Annotated in this window: 17 protein-coding genes; 4 read left to right on the forward strand and 13 right to left on the reverse strand. The window is 65.7% G+C overall.

Annotated elements, in window-relative coordinates:
- Positions 1-28: 28 nt before the first annotated feature.
- The 12 genes from CHX26_RS01540 to CHX26_RS01595 form a co-directional block, all read right to left on the reverse strand.
- Positions 29-1,549 (reverse strand): peptide chain release factor 3, encoded by a 1,521-nt coding sequence (locus CHX26_RS01540; protein WP_104940862.1) that lies wholly within the window; start codon positions 1,547-1,549, stop codon positions 29-31.
- Positions 1,542-2,288, reverse strand: coding sequence for an SDR family NAD(P)-dependent oxidoreductase (locus CHX26_RS01545; RefSeq protein WP_104940863.1), 747 nt, complete (start codon positions 2,286-2,288; stop codon positions 1,542-1,544). Before CHX26_RS01545 ends, CHX26_RS01540 begins: the two co-directional genes overlap by 8 nt.
- On the reverse strand, positions 2,285-4,675 hold the full coding sequence (pheT, locus tag CHX26_RS01550) for a phenylalanine--tRNA ligase subunit beta (protein WP_104940864.1): 2,391 nt from the start codon (positions 4,673-4,675) through the stop codon (positions 2,285-2,287). Before pheT ends, CHX26_RS01545 begins: the two co-directional genes overlap by 4 nt.
- On the reverse strand, positions 4,672-5,772 hold the full coding sequence (gene pheS, locus CHX26_RS01555; protein ID WP_104940865.1) for a phenylalanine--tRNA ligase subunit alpha: 1,101 nt from the start codon (positions 5,770-5,772) through the stop codon (positions 4,672-4,674). Before pheS ends, pheT begins: the two co-directional genes overlap by 4 nt.
- Before the next feature lie 97 nt (positions 5,773-5,869).
- On the reverse strand, positions 5,870-6,478 hold the full coding sequence (locus CHX26_RS01560) for a helix-turn-helix domain-containing protein (protein ID WP_233997234.1): 609 nt from the start codon (positions 6,476-6,478) through the stop codon (positions 5,870-5,872).
- 456 nt (positions 6,479-6,934) lie between these two features.
- Positions 6,935-7,294 carry a 50S ribosomal protein L20 gene (gene rplT, locus CHX26_RS01565; protein WP_066531814.1) on the reverse strand — a complete coding sequence of 120 codons (360 nt, stop codon included), beginning with the start codon at positions 7,292-7,294 and terminating at the stop codon, positions 6,935-6,937.
- Positions 7,295-7,347: 53 nt separating this feature from the next.
- Complete coding sequence (rpmI, locus tag CHX26_RS01570; protein ID WP_026092007.1) at positions 7,348-7,551, reverse strand: 50S ribosomal protein L35; 204 nt, start codon at positions 7,549-7,551, stop codon at positions 7,348-7,350.
- Between the two features lie 154 nt (positions 7,552-7,705).
- Positions 7,706-8,902 (reverse strand): ABC transporter permease, encoded by a 1,197-nt coding sequence (locus CHX26_RS01575; RefSeq protein WP_104940866.1) that lies wholly within the window; start codon positions 8,900-8,902, stop codon positions 7,706-7,708.
- Entirely contained in the window at positions 8,902-9,624 is a 723-nt protein-coding gene (locus CHX26_RS01580) for an ABC transporter ATP-binding protein (RefSeq protein ID WP_104940867.1), read from the reverse strand. The genes CHX26_RS01575 and CHX26_RS01580 overlap by 1 nt, the downstream gene beginning before the upstream one ends.
- Positions 9,621-10,940 carry an efflux RND transporter periplasmic adaptor subunit gene (locus tag CHX26_RS01585; RefSeq protein ID WP_233997235.1) on the reverse strand — a complete coding sequence of 440 codons (1,320 nt, stop codon included), beginning with the start codon at positions 10,938-10,940 and terminating at the stop codon, positions 9,621-9,623. The genes CHX26_RS01580 and CHX26_RS01585 overlap by 4 nt, the downstream gene beginning before the upstream one ends.
- Positions 10,937-12,388: an efflux transporter outer membrane subunit gene (locus tag CHX26_RS01590; protein ID WP_104940868.1), complete on the reverse strand. Its 1,452-nt coding sequence runs from the start codon at positions 12,386-12,388 to the stop codon at positions 10,937-10,939. Before CHX26_RS01590 ends, CHX26_RS01585 begins: the two co-directional genes overlap by 4 nt.
- Before the next feature lie 231 nt (positions 12,389-12,619).
- The gene (locus CHX26_RS01595; RefSeq protein ID WP_104943181.1) at positions 12,620-13,228 is read right to left on the reverse strand and encodes an HNH endonuclease; all 609 of its coding nucleotides are present in this window, start codon (positions 13,226-13,228) and stop codon (positions 12,620-12,622) included.
- Positions 13,229-13,359: 131 nt separating this feature from the next.
- On the opposite strand from CHX26_RS01595, the gene gluQRS reads away from it, so the two are divergent.
- The 4 genes from gluQRS (at position 13,360) to CHX26_RS01615 (ending at position 16,014) form a co-directional block, all read left to right on the forward strand.
- On the forward strand, positions 13,360-14,202 hold the full coding sequence (gene gluQRS / locus CHX26_RS01600; RefSeq protein WP_233997236.1) for a tRNA glutamyl-Q(34) synthetase GluQRS: 843 nt from the start codon (positions 13,360-13,362) through the stop codon (positions 14,200-14,202).
- Positions 14,203-14,227: 25 nt separating this feature from the next.
- Positions 14,228-14,467 (forward strand): hypothetical protein, encoded by a 240-nt coding sequence (locus CHX26_RS01605; protein WP_104940869.1) that lies wholly within the window; start codon positions 14,228-14,230, stop codon positions 14,465-14,467.
- Positions 14,468-14,475: 8 nt separating this feature from the next.
- The gene (locus CHX26_RS01610) at positions 14,476-15,051 is read left to right on the forward strand and encodes a cob(I)yrinic acid a,c-diamide adenosyltransferase (RefSeq protein WP_104940870.1); all 576 of its coding nucleotides are present in this window, start codon (positions 14,476-14,478) and stop codon (positions 15,049-15,051) included.
- A gap of 93 nt (positions 15,052-15,144) precedes the next feature.
- Positions 15,145-16,014, forward strand: coding sequence for a 3-hydroxyacyl-CoA dehydrogenase NAD-binding domain-containing protein (locus CHX26_RS01615; RefSeq protein WP_104940871.1), 870 nt, complete (start codon positions 15,145-15,147; stop codon positions 16,012-16,014).
- 7 nt (positions 16,015-16,021) lie between these two features.
- Here the strand turns inward: CHX26_RS01615 and CHX26_RS01620 are convergent, their stop codons facing one another.
- Positions 16,022-16,450, reverse strand: a complete 429-nt coding sequence (locus CHX26_RS01620; protein ID WP_104940872.1) for a hypothetical protein — start codon at positions 16,448-16,450, stop codon at positions 16,022-16,024.
- Positions 16,451-16,469: the final 19 nt, after the last annotated feature.

The raw sequence follows: 16,469 nt of genomic DNA on the forward strand, positions 1-16,469 counted from the left end.
TACGCTCGAGGCGAACGTAGGTTGCGGCTTACCGTTCCTTCGTGGCCGAGAAGGTTAGCTGCGGGTTCTTCTCGACCTGATAGCTCACGTCCCACGGGCTCTTGGCCATGAACACCATATCGCCGTCGCGGTCCTTGGCGAGGTTGGCGCGGTTGAAGCTGGCGAATTCGTCGAGGGTCTTGTCATCCCCCTTGATCCAGCGCGCGGTGGCGAAGGGCGAGGGTTCAAGCACGGCCTCGACCTTGTATTCGGCCTCGAGCCGGGAAATCAGCACTTCGAGCTGCAGCTGGCCGACCACGCCGACGATGTGGGCCGAACCGATCTCGGGGTAGAAGACCTGAATGACGCCCTCCTCGGAGAGGTCGTCGAGCGCCTTCCTCAGCTGCTTGGTCTTGGTCGGGTCCTTCAGCTGCACCCGGCGCAGGATTTCCGGCGCGAAGTTGGGCAGGCCCGTGAAGCGCACCTGATTGCGTTCCGACAGGGTATCGCCCACCCTCAGCGTCCCGTGGTTGGGAATCCCGATAATGTCGCCCGCCTCTGCCGTATCGGCCAGTTCGCGGTCCTGCGCGAAGAACAGGATCGGGGAATGCACCGCAATCGGCTTGCCCAGCCCGCTCGGCGTCAGCTTCATGCCGCGTTTGAAGGTGCCCGAAACCTGCCGCATGAAGGCGATGCGGTCGCGGTGGTTGGGGTCCATGTTGGCCTGCACCTTGAAGATGAAGCCGGTGACCTCGTCGCGCTCAGGGCTGATCTGCTCCTCGCCTGCAGGCTGGGGCCGGGGCGGCGGGGCGAAGCGGGCGATGGCGTGGATCAGCTCCTCGACCCCGAAATTCTTGAGCGCCGATCCGAAATAGACCGGCGTGAGGTCGCCGTGGCGGAAGGCTTCGAGGTCGAACTCCGGATAACCCCCCCGCGCCAGCTCGATCTCGTCTTGGAACCGCTGCGGGATCGCGGCGGTGTCGCGGGTGCCGAGAAACTCGCGGCTCGGCCCTTCGGGGCGGCTGACGGTCTCGGTGGCGAAATCAAGCAGGCCCTCGAACTCGCCGCCCATGCCAATCGGCCACATCTGGGGGCTGACATCCAGCGCGAGCATATCGGCGACTTCGTCCAGCGTCTCGAAGGGATCGCGGCCCTCGCGGTCGACCTTGTTGACGAAGGTGAGGATGGGGACGGAGCGCAGGCGGCAGACCTCGAACAGCTTGCGGGTCTGCGGCTCGATGCCCTTGGCCGCGTCGATCACCATTACGGCGCTGTCGACGGCGGTCAGTGTGCGGTAGGTGTCTTCCGAGAAGTCCTCGTGGCCGGGCGTGTCGAGCAGGTTGAAGACGATCCCGTCCTTCTGGAAGGTCATCACGCTCGAGGTGACGGAAATCCCACGCTGCTGCTCGATCTTCATCCAGTCCGACCGCGCCCGCCGCGCCGCCCCGCGCGCCTTGACCTCGCCCGCAAGGTGGATCGCGCCGCCTTGCAGCAGCAGCTTTTCGGTGAGCGTTGTCTTACCCGCGTCAGGGTGCGAGATGATCGCGAAGGTGCGGCGATTGCTAGTCATTGCGCGCGACGCGGAAGCCCGCGAAGTCCTGGTTGACCGGCATCAGTTCGATGCGGTTGATGTTGAGATGCGGCGGCAGGCTCGCGATCCAGCCGATGGTGTCGGCGATATCCTCGCCCGTCATCGGGTTGACCCCGGCGTAGAGGCTGTCGGAGGCTTCCTGGCTGCCGGTGCGCACGAGGGTGAATTCGGTCTCGACCATCCCCGGCTCGATGCTGGTGACGCGCACACCGGTGCCGTGGAGGTCGGCGCGCAGGGCGAGGGTGAAGTGGTTCACGAAGGCCTTGGATCCGGCATAAACGTTGCCACCCGGATAGACGTAGCTCCCCGCGACCGAGCCGATGGCGATGATCGCGCCCTTGCGTTCGATCAGCTTCGGCAACAGCTTGCGGGTCAGCACCACCATCGCGGTGACGTTGGTGTCGATCATCGTCTGCCAATCATCGAGATTGGCGTGCTGCGCCGGGGAGAGGCCTTGGGCGAGGCCCGCGTTGTTGACCAGCAGATCGATATCGCGGAACCCCTCGGGCAGCCCCGCCAGCGCCGCATCCATCGCGGCGGTATCGCGCACGTCGAAGCACACCGCGTGGACCCTGTCCGCGCCCAGCTCGGCAACCAGCGCATCAAGCCGCTCCTGCCGCCGCCCGGTGGCGACGCAGCGCCAGCCGTCCTTTACGAGACGACGCACCGTAGCGAGGCCGATCCCGGCGGTGGCACCGGTGACAAAAGCGGTTCTCATCCGCGCAGCTCCCCGCCCAGCTTGGCCGCCGCAGCCACGATCTTCTCGGCGATGGCCTTCAATTCGGCGTCCTTGAAGCTCGCCTCGCCCGGCTGGAGCGTGACTTCGACAGCGATGGACTTCTGCCCCTCGGGCACGCCTTGCCCCGCGAAGACGTCGAACACGCGCACGCTGGAGATGAAGGCCTTGTCAGCGCCCTGCACGGCGCGCACCAGATCGCCCGCAGCAAGTGTTGCCGGAACGAGGAAGGCGAAGTCGCGGGTCACGGCTTGCAGCGCGGGCGGCGTGAAGCCCGGGCGGGCGAAAGCCGCGCCCTTCTTCGCGGGGATCGCGTCAAGGAACAGCTCGACCGCAGCGATGGACCCGTCGGCGTCGAAGGCCTTGAGGGTCGCCGGATGCACCATCCCGAAGCGCGCCAGCACCACCTTGGGGCCGAGGCGCAGCGTGGCCGACTGGCCGGGATGGAACTGCGGCCCAGCATCCCCCATCACCATCAGGTTGGCCACCGGAGCGCCCGCAGCTTCAAGCAGCTGGAGCGCCAGCGCCTTGGCGTCATAGGCGTCGAACGACTTGGCCTTGCCGCTTTGCCAGCCGCGCGGGGCCTTCTCACCCGCCAGCACGATGCCGAGGGTCGGCTTTTCGTCGCTGAGGCCGTTCGCGCCCCGGAAGTAACGCCGCCCGATTTCGAACAACCGCGAGGCTGCCGCACCGCGATCGGCATTGCGCTTGGCCGCCATCAGCAGGCCGGGGAGCAGCGAGGGGCGCATCGCCTTCATGTCCTCGCTGATCGGGTTGGCGAGCACCCACGGAGCGCCATTGCCGTCCGAGAAGTGGGTCGCGGCCCAGGTGGGCAGGAAGGACCACGTCACCGCTTCGTTCAAGCCACTGGCGGCAGCGGCGCGGCGCAGGCCACGCTCCAGCTTCTGCTGCGGCGTGGCGGTGGGGCGGGCGACGCCTTCTGCGCGGGGGAGCGCGACGCTGGCGACCTTGTCGAGGCCGTGGATGCGGACGACTTCCTCGACCAGATCGGCCGGGCCTTCGATGTCGTGGCGGCGCAGCGGGCAAGTCACTTCCCAATCGCTTCCCACGCTGAAACCAAGGCTTTCGAGGATGCGCTTCTGCTCGCCCTCGGCCACCTCCACCCCGCCGAGGCGCAGCGTCAGGCCGGGGTCGAAAGCGACGACCTTGGCGTCAGACGGCGGCGAACCGGCGCGAATGACTTCGCTAGGCTGGCCGCCTGCAAGTTCCACGATCAGCCCGGTGAGCAGGTCGAGGCCAGCGTCCAGAAACGCCGGATCAACCCCGCGCTCGAACCGCGTGCGCGCGTCGGAGGAAAGCCCCAGCTTGCGCCCCGTCGCGCCGATGCGGGCGGGGTCGAAATAGGCGATTTCGAGCAGCACATCGGTGGTCGTCTCCGACACCCCCGAATGTTCGCCGCCCATGATGCCCGCGATATCGTGCACTTGGCTCTCGTCCGCGATGACGACCATCTCGCTGTCGAGCGAATAGCTCTTCTCGTTGAGCGCCAGCACCTCTTCGCCGTCCTTCGCGCGCCGCGCCACCACCGCGCCCGAGACCTTTGCGAGGTCATAGGCGTGCGCCGGACGGCCGAAGCCGAGCATCAGGTAGTTGGTGAGGTCAACCAGCAGCGAGATCGGGCGCTGGCCCGCGCTCTTGAGGCGCGCCTGCAGCCAGTCGGGCGAGGGGCCGTTCTTCACGCCCTTCACCACGCGACCATAGAACGCCGGGCAGCCTTCCGCATCGTCGGTGCGGATGTCGACCGGGCAAGCGCCCGCCGCGCTGAACGCCGGCATGGCAATCGGCTTCAGCGTCCCCAGCCCCTTCGCCGCCAGATCGCGGGCGATGCCGTAGACGCCCATGCAATCGGGGCGGTTCGGCGTCACGGCGACTTCAATCACCGGGTCCGAGCCGTGATAATCGGCAAAGGCGGTGCCGACCGGCGCGTCGTCGGGCAGTTCGATGATGCCATCGTGATCATCGCCCAGCTCCAGCTCGCGGGTCGAGCACATCATGCCGTTCGATTCGACGCCGCGGATCGCGCTCTTGCGCAAGACCATGCCGTTGGCGGGGACGGTCGCGCCGGGCAGGCCAAGCACGCCCTTCATCCCCGCCCGCGCATTGGGCGCGCCGCACACGACTTGCAGCGGCTGGCCGTCGCCGGTGTCGACGGTGAGCACCTGAAGCTTGTCGGCATCGGGATGGCGCGCCGCGGTCAGCACATGGGCGATGCGGAAACCGGCGAGCTTTTCCGCCGGGTCTTCCACGCCCTCGACCTCGAGGCCGATGGCATTGAGCGCGTCGCAGATCTCCGCGACGGTGGCGTCGGTTTCAAGGTAGTCCTTGAGCCAGGTCAGCGAGAACTTCATGCGCGTGCTCCCACACCGGCGGACAGGGTCGGCTGGTCGAAGGGCGAGAAGCCGTAATGCGCCAGCCAGCGCGGGTCGCCATCGAAGAAGGCGCGCAGGTCGTTCATCCCGTATTTGAGCATGGCGATGCGATCGATCCCGAGGCCGAAGGCGAAGCCCTGCCATTCCTTCGGATCAAGCCCGGCGAATTCGAGCACGCGGGCATTGACCATCCCGCTGCCGCCCAGCTCCATCCACGCATGGCCCGGCGCATCACCGTGTCCGCCGACGACGCGGCGGCCACCTTCGGTGGAATAGCCGACATCGACCTCGACGCTCGGCTCGGTGAAGGGGAAGTAGGAGGGGCGCAGGCGCAGGGTAATGTCCTCGCGCTCGAAGAAGGCCTTGAAGAAGGTCTCCAGCGTCCACTTGAGGTGGCCGAGGTGAATGTCGCGGTCGATCACCAGCCCTTCGACCTGATGGAACATCGGCGTGTGGGTCGCATCGCTGTCCGAGCGATAGACGCGGCCCGGCGCGATGATCCGGATCGGTGCGCCCTGATCGAGCATCGCGCGGATCTGGACGGGCGAGGTGTGGGTGCGCAGCAGCACGTCCTTCCCCTCGGCGGTCTTGTCGGGGAAGTAGAACGTATCATGCATCGCCCGCGCGGGGTGGGTTTCATCCATGTTAAGCGCGGTGAAGTTATGCCAGTCGTCCTCGATCTCCGGCCCGGTGGCGACGGCAAAGCCGAGATCGGCGAAGATTTCCGCCAACTCGTCCATCACCTGCGACACCGGATGCACCGAACCCTTGGGTGCCACGGCGGCAGGCAAGGTCAGGTCTACCGTCTCGCGCACCAGCTGCTCTTCGAGCGCGGCGGCCTCCAGCGCGGCCTTCTTGGCATCCAACGCCTCGGCAATCGCGGCGCGGGCGCTCTGGATCACAGGCGCGGCAGCGGTGCGCTCATCCGGGCTCATACCGCCCAAGGTCTTGAGGGCAAGGCTGACCCAGCCCTTCTTGCCGAGGGTTTCGAGCCGCTCGGCCTCAAGCGCATCAAGGCTGTCAGCCGCTGCAATCGCGGCCAGCGCGGCCTCGGTCTGGGAAGTGATTTCGATCATGGGTTCGGGCGATCTGCGCAAAGGAAAACGTGCGCCGCCCGCTAGCGGGAAATCGCCCGCATTGCAAAGCGCCAATGCCCCGCCACAATAGTGCAGGTCAGCGGTGTACAGGCGGATCGAGTGTCTGCGCCGGACTGCCCCAGACGCGCGCCCGCGCTTCCATGAAGGATGTGAGGATCGGGTGGTCGAGCGCGGCATACTCGCTCGGGTTCATGGTCATGAACTCGCGGAACTCGCGGGTGAACTGCGCCTGATCGTGGTAATGCGCATCCATCGCTTCCGTCCAGCGCGTACCACGCTGGAGCATGAAGGTCGTCAGGCTGCGCATGAAACGCTGGCGACGCATCAGCAGCTTGGGCGCAAAACCGAAATAGCGCATGCAGACACGCTCCAGCGTGCGAATGCTCATGGCGCAGGCATCGGCCAGTTCATGCACCGTGGCATGGTCCCCGCTCACCAGCGCCGCATGGACTCGGGCAATGCGCGGTTCGTCGCGGTTGGGGCGCATCGCCCGGGTCATGACAGCGACCAGCGCCGCGAACTGCTCATCGATGCTCGCCTCCGGGTCGCACAACACATCGCCGAGGCTGGCAAAGTGTCGGAATGCCGGGTGTTGTGCGCCATCGCAAATGAGGTTGGCGCAGTCGCTGGCATCGGCATCGATGAAACGCGCCCAGCCCAGCGGAAGGAAACCAACGCCCCACATCCGCACCGGCCCCAAAGAGAAGCGGCATGGCAACGCGCTTGGCCCGGTGCCGACAAAGCGTACGCCGCTGATCCGGGTCGCGCCAATCTCCGCCTCGGGGGTGGGTTCCGCAGAAGAAGCGAATATTACCCCATTCGGGCTGGAGATAATCGGTAACTGGCTGTGACCCGGCCGGCATATCGAGCGCCAGGTGATAGAAGGTGGTGAAGCACCCCTCGAACTGCGCGGGCGGTTCGCGAAACTCGGCCGTCAGGCGATGTCGCGCCAGATGCGCAGAACCCGATTCAGCACCCTGATTACTGCCTTCCCCCATAGGCACCATAAAGCGCAGATGGCGCAGACTTACAAGGCTGGTGGCGGATCCTTACAATAGCGGAACGAAAAAGGGGCAGGGTCCCTCAAGGAACCTGCCCCCGATTTCGTGTCTGGCAGCGGCAAATGCCGACTGCCGAAGCCTTAGGCGGGCAGCGCCGCCTTTGCCTGAGCGATCACGGCCTTGAAGGCGCCGCCTTCGTTCATGGCGAGATCGGCCATCGCCTTGCGGTCGAGCTCGATCCCGGCCAGCTTGATGCCGTGCATGAACTGCGAATAGGTCAGGCCTTCCATGCGGACAGCAGCGTTGATGCGCTGGATCCAGAGAGCGCGGAAAGTCCGCTTCTTCACCTTGCGGTCGCGGTAGGCGTACTGCCCGGCCTTCTCGACCGCCTGACGGGCGATGCGAATGGTGTTCTTGCGGCGACCACGATAGCCCTTGGCCTGGTCCAGAATCCGCTTGTGCTTGGCGCGGGTGGTAACACCCCGTTTGACGCGTGCCATATCAGTATATCCTTGTTTCTAAGGTGCGTAAGGGGCGCAAGGCCCCGCTCGCATCAATCCAGCCCGTAGGGCGCCCACTTCTTGATCGTCGGCGTATCATTGGCCGACAGGACCGAGGTGCCGCGGTTGGTGCGGATATACTTCGCGTTGTGGCTGATCAGCCGGTGACGCTTGCCAGCGACGCCGTGCTTGACCTTGCCGGTGGCGGTGATCTTGAAGCGCTTCTTCACACCGCTCTTGGTCTTCAGCTTGGGCATTTTCATCTCCTGCAAGAGACACGTCGGAACCGGCCATGGCAGCCCTTGTCGCCAGGCTGGCTGATTGATTCGTGTCAGTGAAGTGCGGGCGCTTAGGCGGGAGAAGGCCGAAAGGCAAGGGGATACCGCTGCGCCAGCACGGCCCGCACCCGCATTATTCGTGGCGCAAGGCGTCGATCGGGTCGAGCTGCGATGCACGGCGCGCCGGGTAATAGCCGAACACGATCCCCATGCCTGCGGCAAACACGAAGCTCACGATGTTGATGGCCGGGTCGAACACGAAAGGCACGTCGATCAAGGTGGCGATCCCGATCGAGGCGCCAAAGCCCAGCGCGATGCCGACCAGACCGCCCAGCGCGCACAGCACCACCGCCTCGGTCAGGAACTGGAGCCGCACTTCGCTGGCCAGCGCGCCGATGGCAAGCCGGATGCCGATCTCGCGGGTGCGCTCAGTGACGGAGACCAGCATGATGTTCATGATCCCGATCCCGCCGACCAACAGACTGATCGAGGCGATCACCGCCACCATCGCGGTCAGCGCGCCGGTCGCCGCACCAAGAGCCTGATTGACCTGCGCGGTGTCGATGACGTTGAAATCATTGGGTTCGGCATCCTGCAACAGGCGCCGTTCACGCAGCAGGGCAACCAGCGAATCCTGGATCGTGGCAGGTGCATAGGCCGGGTCGTACTTGACCACGAAGAAATCGAGGTTCTCGTTCCCGCGGAACCGGCGCTGGACGTTCTTGATCGGCAGATAGACCGCATCATCATCATCTGCGCCGCCGCCGCCCTGCCCCCGTTCTTGGACCGTGCCGATCACTTCGCACGATACATCGCCGATCCGCATCCGCGCACCGACCGGACTGGTTCCGGGCGGGAAGATCGCCTCGCGCACCTTGAGGCCGAGCAGGCAGACATTCTTGCCTGACAGTTCCTCGTCGCGGGTAAAGGGACGCCCCTCGTCGATCTTGACTGACTGCGCCTTGAGCAGGTCATTCGAGACCCCCTGCACGCGCGTATCCCAGTCCTGTCCGTTGTAGAAGGCCGTGGCGGTGGCAGAGACATTGCCCGCCGCAATCTCGACGCCCGCGATCTGCTGGCCAACTGCGCGCACGTCAGCCTCGTCGAAGGGGCGGATCGTGCCGCGGGTGGTGCGCACCGGGAAGACGATGAAATTGCTCGCGCCCAAAGAGGAAATCTGATCCTGCACCGAGGCCGTCACGCCATTGCCGAGCGTCACCATCGTCACCACCGCGGCAACGCCGATGATGATGCCAAGCGTCGTCAGGATCGAGCGCAGGATGTGGCGCCGGATCTCGCGCAACGCCAGAAGGATCGTCGTCCCCAGCATCAGGCGGTTGCCTCCCCGGCCGCCAGGCTCATCGCCCCGCGTTCGATCCGTTCCACCAGACCGTCGCGAAAACGCACAATGGTGCCGGCATAGGCGGCCATGTCTTCTTCGTGGGTGACCATCAGGATAGTGATGCCTTCGCCATTGAGGCGGCGCAGCAGCTCCATGATCTCGACCGAACGTTCGCTGTCGAGGTTGCCGGTCGGCTCATCGGCGAGCAGCACGTCGGGCTCGGTCACCAGCGCACGGGCGATCGCGACGCGCTGCTGCTGGCCGCCGCTGAGTTCGGCGGGCGTGTGGTCGGCCCACGGCACCAGCCCCACCTGATCCAGCGCCCGCATCGCCGCCTGCCGCCGCTTGGCCTTGCTTTCGCCGCGATAGAGCAGCGGCAGTTCGACATTCTCCAGCGCAGTGGTGCGTGCCAGCAGGTTGAAGCCCTGAAACACGAAGCCGAGATACCGCCGCCGCAGCAGGCTGCGCTGATCGCGGTCGAGCTTTTGCACCTCCACGCCCTTGAACCGGAACACGCCGCCGGTCGGCACGTCGAGACAGCCGAGAATGTTCATGGTGGTCGACTTGCCCGAGCCCGAAGGCCCCATGACCGCAACGAATTCGCCGCGCATGATGGTCAGGTCGACGCCTTTCAGCGCCTGAAACGCGGCCGCCCCGCTGCCGAAGGTCTTGGTGATCCCTTCAAGCTGGATGAGCGGCTCGTCCGTCACTTCCCGGCTGCCTTGATCCCGGTGACGACCTTCATGCCCGGCTTCAGATCGTCCGAGCGCACCACCGTGCGGCGCCCGTCGCTGCGGCCGGTGATGACCTCGATCGCCTTGAGCGTGCCATCGGCTTGCAGCACCTGCACCTGCTGGCGACTGCCTTCGCCGATCGTGGCCTGCTGCTTGTCACGCTCAAGCCCGATCTGCGGCTGGAACACACCGCCGCCGCTTTCCTCTTCCTTGTCAGGGCGGAAGCGCAGCGCGGCATTGGGCACCAACAGCGTCTTGCCGGTGTTCTGGGTGGCAATCGTGGCGGTCGCCGTCATGCCCGGACGCAGCACACCATCGGGGTTCTGGACTTCCAGCCGCGCTTCGTAGCTGACAACCGAACCGCCGCCAGCTGCCGCTGCAGCGCCCGCGCCGCCCGCCTGGGCATCGACCGTGCTGCGCGATGCGAGATCGACGCGCTGGAGCGTCGCGGGAAAGCGGCGCCCGGGATAGGCATCGACGGTAAAGGTCGCCTTCTGCCCCGCCTTGACCTGCCCCACGTCGGCCTCGTCGATCGACACGCGCAGCTGCATTTCCGACAGGTCTTCGGCAATCACGAACAAGGTGACGGTGTTGAAGGCGGCAACCACGGTCTGCCCCGGCTCGATCCGGCGAGCGAGAACCACGCCATTGACCGGCGCCCGGATCACCGCGCGGCTGCGGGTGGTGAGGTTGCCCTTGAGCAACGCTGCTGCGGCTTCGATATTGGCACGGGCCGAAGCAACCGCGGCCAGATCTCGCTCGACTGCGGCCTCGGCCTGTTCAAGCTCGATCTGCGACGGCACGCGCCCGCCTGACAGCCGGCGGACTTCTTCAAGCCTTGCCAGCTGCACCTTGTCGATATCGAGCGTCGCCTGCGCCTGTCCCAGCGCGGCCCGCGCGGCATTGAGATTGGCGCGCGACTGGGCGATCTGCTGGTCGATGATTTCGGTGTTGATCACCGCGATCACCTGCCCCTTGGTGACGCGATCATTGACGTCGACCGCCACGCTGTCGACCGGGCCAGTGACTTCCGCGCCGACTTCGACCTGATTGGTCGGGCGCAGATTGCCCGTCGCCGTGACCGAGAGCGCAAGCGATTCCTGCACGACAGCTTCGGTGATGTAATCGGGCGGTGGCGCATCGGCGGTGCAGCGCGAAATGATGAGAACCAGCAGCACCAGCACAAGACCGGGCAGCCAGTACTTCATCCAGCGCCGCCAGCGCGGTCGCGGCTTGCTGCCGAGGAATTCGTCCACGTTCGGCGTTTCGGCAGGATTGCTCGCTTCGTTCACTCGGTGGGCTCCCTCGCCGCAAGTTGTTCAAGGCCCGCGCCTTCCGGTACTGACCAGCCGCCGCCCAGCGCGCGGGCGAGACTGATGAAGGCAATCGCGCGCGCGCCCTGTGCGTTGGCCAGCGCGTTGCGCGTCGCAAGCAGCTGGCTTTCGGCGACGAGCAGGCGCTGGAAATCGATCAGCCCCGCCTGATACTGGCTGCGCGCCAAAACGGCGGCGTTCTGCGCACCTTCGCTTGCCTCAGTCAGAGCATTCACGCGTTCGCCGGTGGCAGAAAGATCGACGGAAGAGCTCTCGACCTCCTCGAGCGCCACAAGGATGCTCTGCCGCCAAGCCGCGAGCGATCCGTCGGCGACGGCTTCGGCGCCCTCGATGCGCCCGCGCGCCCGCCCACCGTCGAAAATCAGCTGCGACAAGCTGGCAAAGATATTGCCAGTGACGAGATCGAACAGGCTGCCCGCATCAGTCGCGCTGGTGCCGATCGTGCCAGACAGGCGCGCCAGCGGAAACAGCTGCGTGCGCGCCACGCCGACGCGTTCGAGATCAGCCGCCAGCCGCGCTTCGGCCGCGCTCACGTCCGGGCGGCGGCGCAGGGTATCGGCAGGCACATTGAGCGCCACATCGGCAGGTGGCAACGGCACATCGCGCGGCGCCTCGGTCAGTGCGCGATAGACTTGTCCGGGCGGTTCGCCGATCAGGGTCGAGATGGCGTTGGCAACCGCGGCAAGACTGCTTTCAAGTTGCGGGATGGAAGCCGCAGTCTGCGCCCGCTGGGTGCGCGCCTGCTCAACATCGAGGCTGTTCACCAGCCCCGCCTGATTGCGCCAGCGGGCGATCTGGAACGTGTCGTCCTGCACCGCCAGCGTCTCGCGCGCAATGGCGAGCTGCGCGGCCAGCGCGCGTGCGTTCACCACCTGGCTTGCGACCTGCGCCACGATCACCCGCTCAAGATCACCGAGCGAATAGCCTGCTGCCTGAAGATCGCCGCGCGCAGCGTCGATCGAGCCGTCGATCCGTCCGAACAGGTCAACTTCCCAAGCGGCATCGGCACCGAGCGAGAAGAACACATCATCGCTGGCCAGATCGCCGACATCTCGCCGGGCGCCGCCGCTGGCATTGATGGTTGGCACACGGTCTGCGCGCGCCGCCCGCAACCCGGCGCGTGCGGCCCGCAGACGTGCGGCTGCCTGCGCTATGTCGAGATTGTCGGCTTGCGCACGCGCCACATATTCCTCGATCAACGGATCACCGAGCATCACCCAGTAGCGATCCAGCGGAATGTCGGTGCCGCCGGGTTCGGCCAGCACCCACTGATCGGGAACCGGCTGAACGCTGGCCATGGTGGGCGGCTCGGGGCCGAGCGAAATGCAACCGGGCAGCGCCAGAATGGCAGCAAGCAGCAGGAAATGGGCCGGCGATGCTGGAGTTTGGTTCCGTATGCCCGTCATGCCAGGCCGCCTTGATAATCTTTGCAAGTCACGCTGCCGCCCACCAAGGCTCCAAGGATCGCAAGCCCCCCCAGGCCGGTCGCACCCTGAAACCATCGACCGACAAAGTCGGTCATGAAAATCATCGTATTGCTAGCAGTCGCGGCAGGACGGCACAACGTAAGTTCATCGGTTGCGCTCTATCGCTCGTCGACAATGCCCGGCGACACGCAGCCGAGCGGGCAAGGCCCATCAGGCCTCGAGCTCGACGTCCCAGTAGAGCCAGTCGCGCCAGGTTTCATGGAGATAGCCCGGCGGAAACTGCTTGCCCGCCTGTTGCAGCTGCCAGCTGGTCGGACGGATCGGCGCCTGATGCAGGCTCATACCCGCCTGCTTGGGCGTGCGCCCGCCCTTCTTCATGTTGCACGGCGCGCAGGCGGTGATGATGTTCTCCCACGTGGTCCGCCCGCCCAGCCGGCGCGGGGTGACGTGGTCGAAAGTCAGGTGATCGTGGCTGCCGCAATACTGGCATTGAAAGCGGTCGCGCAGGAACACGTTGAAGCGGGTGAAGGCGGGAAACTCGCTCTGCTTCACATATTGCCTGAGCGCGATGACGCTCGGGATCTTCATGTCGAAGCTGGGCGAGTGAACCTCGCGGTCATAGCTCGCGACGATGTCCACCCGGTCGAGGAACACCGCCTTGATCGCGGTCTGCCAGGGCCACAGGCTCAACGGATAGTAGGACAGCGGGGTGTAATCGGCGTTGAGCACCAGCGCCGGGCAGGCCGAAAGGTTGCGGGTCGGATCTTCCTCGATCCCGCGGAACTTCGCCACTTTCTCGATCAGTTCGGCATTGAACACTGGTAGCGTTCCTCCCTGATTGACCTGCATCCTGACCTGACAGGGCAAAGAGTCAAACCCGTGACAGGGTGGGTATCCACAGGGACGGGCGGTGGATAGCCTGTGGATAGCGCAACAAAATGTCCTGTGGCATGGGCGCAAGGATGCCTGCCGCCGCGCCCCTTGTGACCCGCTTTGCACCGAGCCCCAATGGCCACCTGCACCTCGGCCACGCGCTGTCGGCGATTGTCGCGCATGATCTGGCGAAGGCAGGTGAGGGGCGGTTCCTGCTCCGGATCGAGGATATCGACGGGCCGCGCTCCCGCCCCGAACTCGCCGACGAATTCCGCCGCGATCTGGAATGGCTGGGGCTCGAATGGGAGGAAGTCCCCGCGCAGTCGACCCGTCTTGCCAGCTATGCCGTTGCCGCCGAGGCGCTGAAGGCACGCGGGCTGCTCTACCCCTGCACCTGCACCCGCAAGCAGATCGAGGCAGCAGGCGCCATCGAGGGCTCGGATGGCCTGATCTACCCCGGCACCTGCAAGCATCGCGCGGCCGATCCGGCGCTTCCGGCGGCATGGCGGCTGGATGCGGAGAAGGCGCTCGCTGCAACCGGGCCGCTGGTGTGGGAGGATGCGCTGGCGGGGCCGCAGGCGGTCGACCTCTCCGGTCTCGGCGATGTGGTGATTGTCCGCAAAGACCTGCCCGCCTCCTACCACCTTGCCGTGACGCTCGACGATGCGGCCGATGGCGTGACGCTGGTGACGCGCGGGGCCGATCTGTTTGCGGCGAGCCACGTCCACCGCACCCTGCAGGCATTGCTCGGTCTCCCCGAGCCGCGCTGGCACCATCACCCGCTGCTGATGGATGCAGACGGCCAGAAGCTCGCCAAGCGGCGCGGCTCGCCCGCACTGGCCGAACGCCGGGCGGCGGGCGAAAATGGACAGATGCTCGCCGAACAACTGCGGTTGCAGCATTTGAGGCTTGGAACATGAGCGCCGAGCGTTCATTTAGGCAGACATGAAGATCTTTTTCGTTCTCTTGCTGCTTGTCCTGATGGGGCTTGTCGCATTTTCGCTGATCCGCGGCATCATTGCCTTCCTCAAGACGACGAAGATCGACCTTGAGACAGGCGAAGGACGCACGGCCACCGATATGCAGCTCGCCCAGAACAAGGCGATGTTCGCGCGGGTGAAGTATCAGGCCATGGCGATCGGCGTGATCGTGGTTCTCGGCTTGCTCGCCGCTGGCAATAACTGACCCTCGCCATGGTCAAGCTCAACCGGATCTACACCCGTACCGGCGATGACGGCACGACGGGCCTAGTCGATGGCTCGCGCTGTCCCAAGCATTCGGCGCGCATCGCGGCGATGGGGCTGGTGGACGAAGCCAATAGCGCCATCGGCCTTGCGATCTGCGCGCTGACGGATGATGAGCACCGCGGGCTGCTGACGCGGGTGCAGAACGATCTGTTCGATCTCGGCGCCGACCTTGCGACCCCGGCGGAAGATGCCGATTTCACCCCGTCGGAAATGGTGCTGCGCATTGTCCCCGGCCAACCGGAATGGATCGAGCAGCAGATCGATGCGCTGAACGAGCGCCTCGAACCGCTCACCAGCTTTGTCCTGCCCGGCGGGAGCGAGGCAGCGGCGCGCATCCATGTCGCCCGCGCCACCACCCGGGCGGCGGAGCGCGCGATGGTGGCGCTCGCCGCACAGGACCCGGTCAACCCGGCCGCGCTGACCTATATCAACCGCCTGTCCGACCTGCTGTTCGTGCTTGCCCGCGTGGCGAATGACGATGGCGGCGCGGATGTGACGTGGGTGCCGGGGAAGAACAGGTAGCGCGCCAACCGCTAGGAAATTAGTGCGCTAGCCAGCCGCGCGCTTCCCCGCTAGGGCGAGATCTTTGCTGCACTTGCGAAGGACACGCCCCATATGCGCAATATCGCCGTTATCGGCGCCGGTCAGATGGGCACCGGCATCGCTCAGACCGTCGCCGCCCATGGCATGAACGTCTTGCTGACCGACGTTGACCTGCCCCGCGCCGAAGCGGGCAAGGAAGCGATCGGCAAGGCGCTCGCCAAGCTGATGGGGCGCGGCAAGATCGAGGCGGCCGAGGCCGAGGCGCTGCTGGCTCGCATCACACCCGTCGCGGATTACGCCCCCTTCGCCGAAGCCGACCTGATCATCGAAGCCGCCACCGAGCGCGAGGAAATCAAGAACGCGATCTTCGAAAAGGCGGGCAAGGTGCTGGCCCCGCAAGCAATCATGGCCTCGAACACCTCGTCGATCCCGATCACCCGGATGGCGAACCACTCGCCCGATCCGGCGCGCTTTATAGGCCTGCACTTCTTCAATCCGGTGCCGGTGATGGGCCTGATCGAAGTGATCCCCGGCCTTGCGACCTCGAAGGAAACCACCGACGCTGTCACCGCCTTTGCGCGCGGGCTGGGCAAGGAAGTGGTGCTTTCCCAGGACGAACCCGGCTTCGTCGTCAACCGCATCCTGCTGCCGATGATCAACGAGGCGGTGTTCGTGCTGGGCCAGTCGACGGCGGGGATCGAGGATATCGACAAGGGTTGCCGCCTCGGCCTCAATCACCCGATGGGGCCGCTGCAACTGGCTGATTTCGTGGGGCTGGACACCTGTCTCGACATCATCAAGGTGCTCTACAAGACCACCCGCGACAGCAAGTATCGCCCCGCCCCACTGCTGGTGAAATATGTCGAGGCCGGCTGGCTCGGCCGCAAGACCGGGCGCGGGTTCTACGATTATTCGGGCGAAGTACCCGTCCCGACCCGCTAGGCGAGGGCTATTCCGGCTCGATCACCATTTCCCGATCGGAGATGTAGGGCTCGGCCACGGCACCCTGATTGACTTCGCCGCTGACAATCGCAGTTGCCGCGAACGGCGCGCTCATCGGGCCGCCGACCTTGCTGGCTGCTGCGCGCGCGGATTTGCCGCCAACCGCCTGCGCCGCCGTATCGGCTCCATATTCGCCGAACACCGGTTCGCTTCCCCAGCCAGACCCGGCTTCAGGCGGAGCATCGCCTTTGCTTTGCGCCGCGGCAAAGGCCTGCGCATCGCTGGCAATCATCTCGCGTTGATTGGCAAAGGTTTCGACCGCGGAATCCAGCACGCCGCCCTTTTCCGACGTACCGACCATTGCCACCGCGCCAAAGATCGTCATCGCGGCAAAGGCGAGCGCAGCCTTGCTGTTTTCGAACAGGGTTCTGGACATGGGGCCGAAAATAGCAGGC

This window comes from Porphyrobacter sp. HT-58-2, assembly GCF_002952215.1.
GTDB lineage: Bacteria > Pseudomonadota > Alphaproteobacteria > Sphingomonadales > Sphingomonadaceae > Erythrobacter.

Bases quoted from the DNA above. Each gene is read 5' to 3' on its own strand.
- CHX26_RS01540 (WP_104940862.1), bottom strand. From the start codon at position 1,549: ATGACTAGCAATCGCCGCACCTTCGCGATCATCTCGCACCCTGACGCG.
- CHX26_RS01545 (WP_104940863.1), bottom strand. From the start codon at position 2,288: ATGAGAACCGCTTTTGTCACCGGTGCCACCGCCGGGATCGGCCTCGCT.
- pheT (WP_104940864.1), bottom strand. From the start codon at position 4,675: ATGAAGTTCTCGCTGACCTGGCTCAAGGACTACCTTGAAACCGACGCC.
- pheS (WP_104940865.1), bottom strand. From the start codon at position 5,772: ATGATCGAAATCACTTCCCAGACCGAGGCCGCGCTGGCCGCGATTGCA.
- CHX26_RS01560 (WP_233997234.1), bottom strand. From the start codon at position 6,478: ATGTGGGGCGTTGGTTTCCTTCCGCTGGGCTGGGCGCGTTTCATCGAT.
- rplT (WP_066531814.1), bottom strand. From the start codon at position 7,294: ATGGCACGCGTCAAACGGGGTGTTACCACCCGCGCCAAGCACAAGCGG.
- rpmI (WP_026092007.1), bottom strand. From the start codon at position 7,551: ATGCCCAAGCTGAAGACCAAGAGCGGTGTGAAGAAGCGCTTCAAGATC.
- CHX26_RS01575 (WP_104940866.1), bottom strand. From the start codon at position 8,902: ATGCTGGGGACGACGATCCTTCTGGCGTTGCGCGAGATCCGGCGCCAC.
- CHX26_RS01590 (WP_104940868.1), bottom strand. From the start codon at position 12,388: ATGACGGGCATACGGAACCAAACTCCAGCATCGCCGGCCCATTTCCTG.
- gluQRS (WP_233997236.1), top strand. From the start codon at position 13,360: ATGGGCGCAAGGATGCCTGCCGCCGCGCCCCTTGTGACCCGCTTTGCA.
- CHX26_RS01605 (WP_104940869.1), top strand. From the start codon at position 14,228: ATGAAGATCTTTTTCGTTCTCTTGCTGCTTGTCCTGATGGGGCTTGTC.
- CHX26_RS01610 (WP_104940870.1), top strand. From the start codon at position 14,476: ATGGTCAAGCTCAACCGGATCTACACCCGTACCGGCGATGACGGCACG.
- CHX26_RS01615 (WP_104940871.1), top strand. From the start codon at position 15,145: ATGCGCAATATCGCCGTTATCGGCGCCGGTCAGATGGGCACCGGCATC.
- CHX26_RS01620 (WP_104940872.1), bottom strand. From the start codon at position 16,450: ATGTCCAGAACCCTGTTCGAAAACAGCAAGGCTGCGCTCGCCTTTGCC.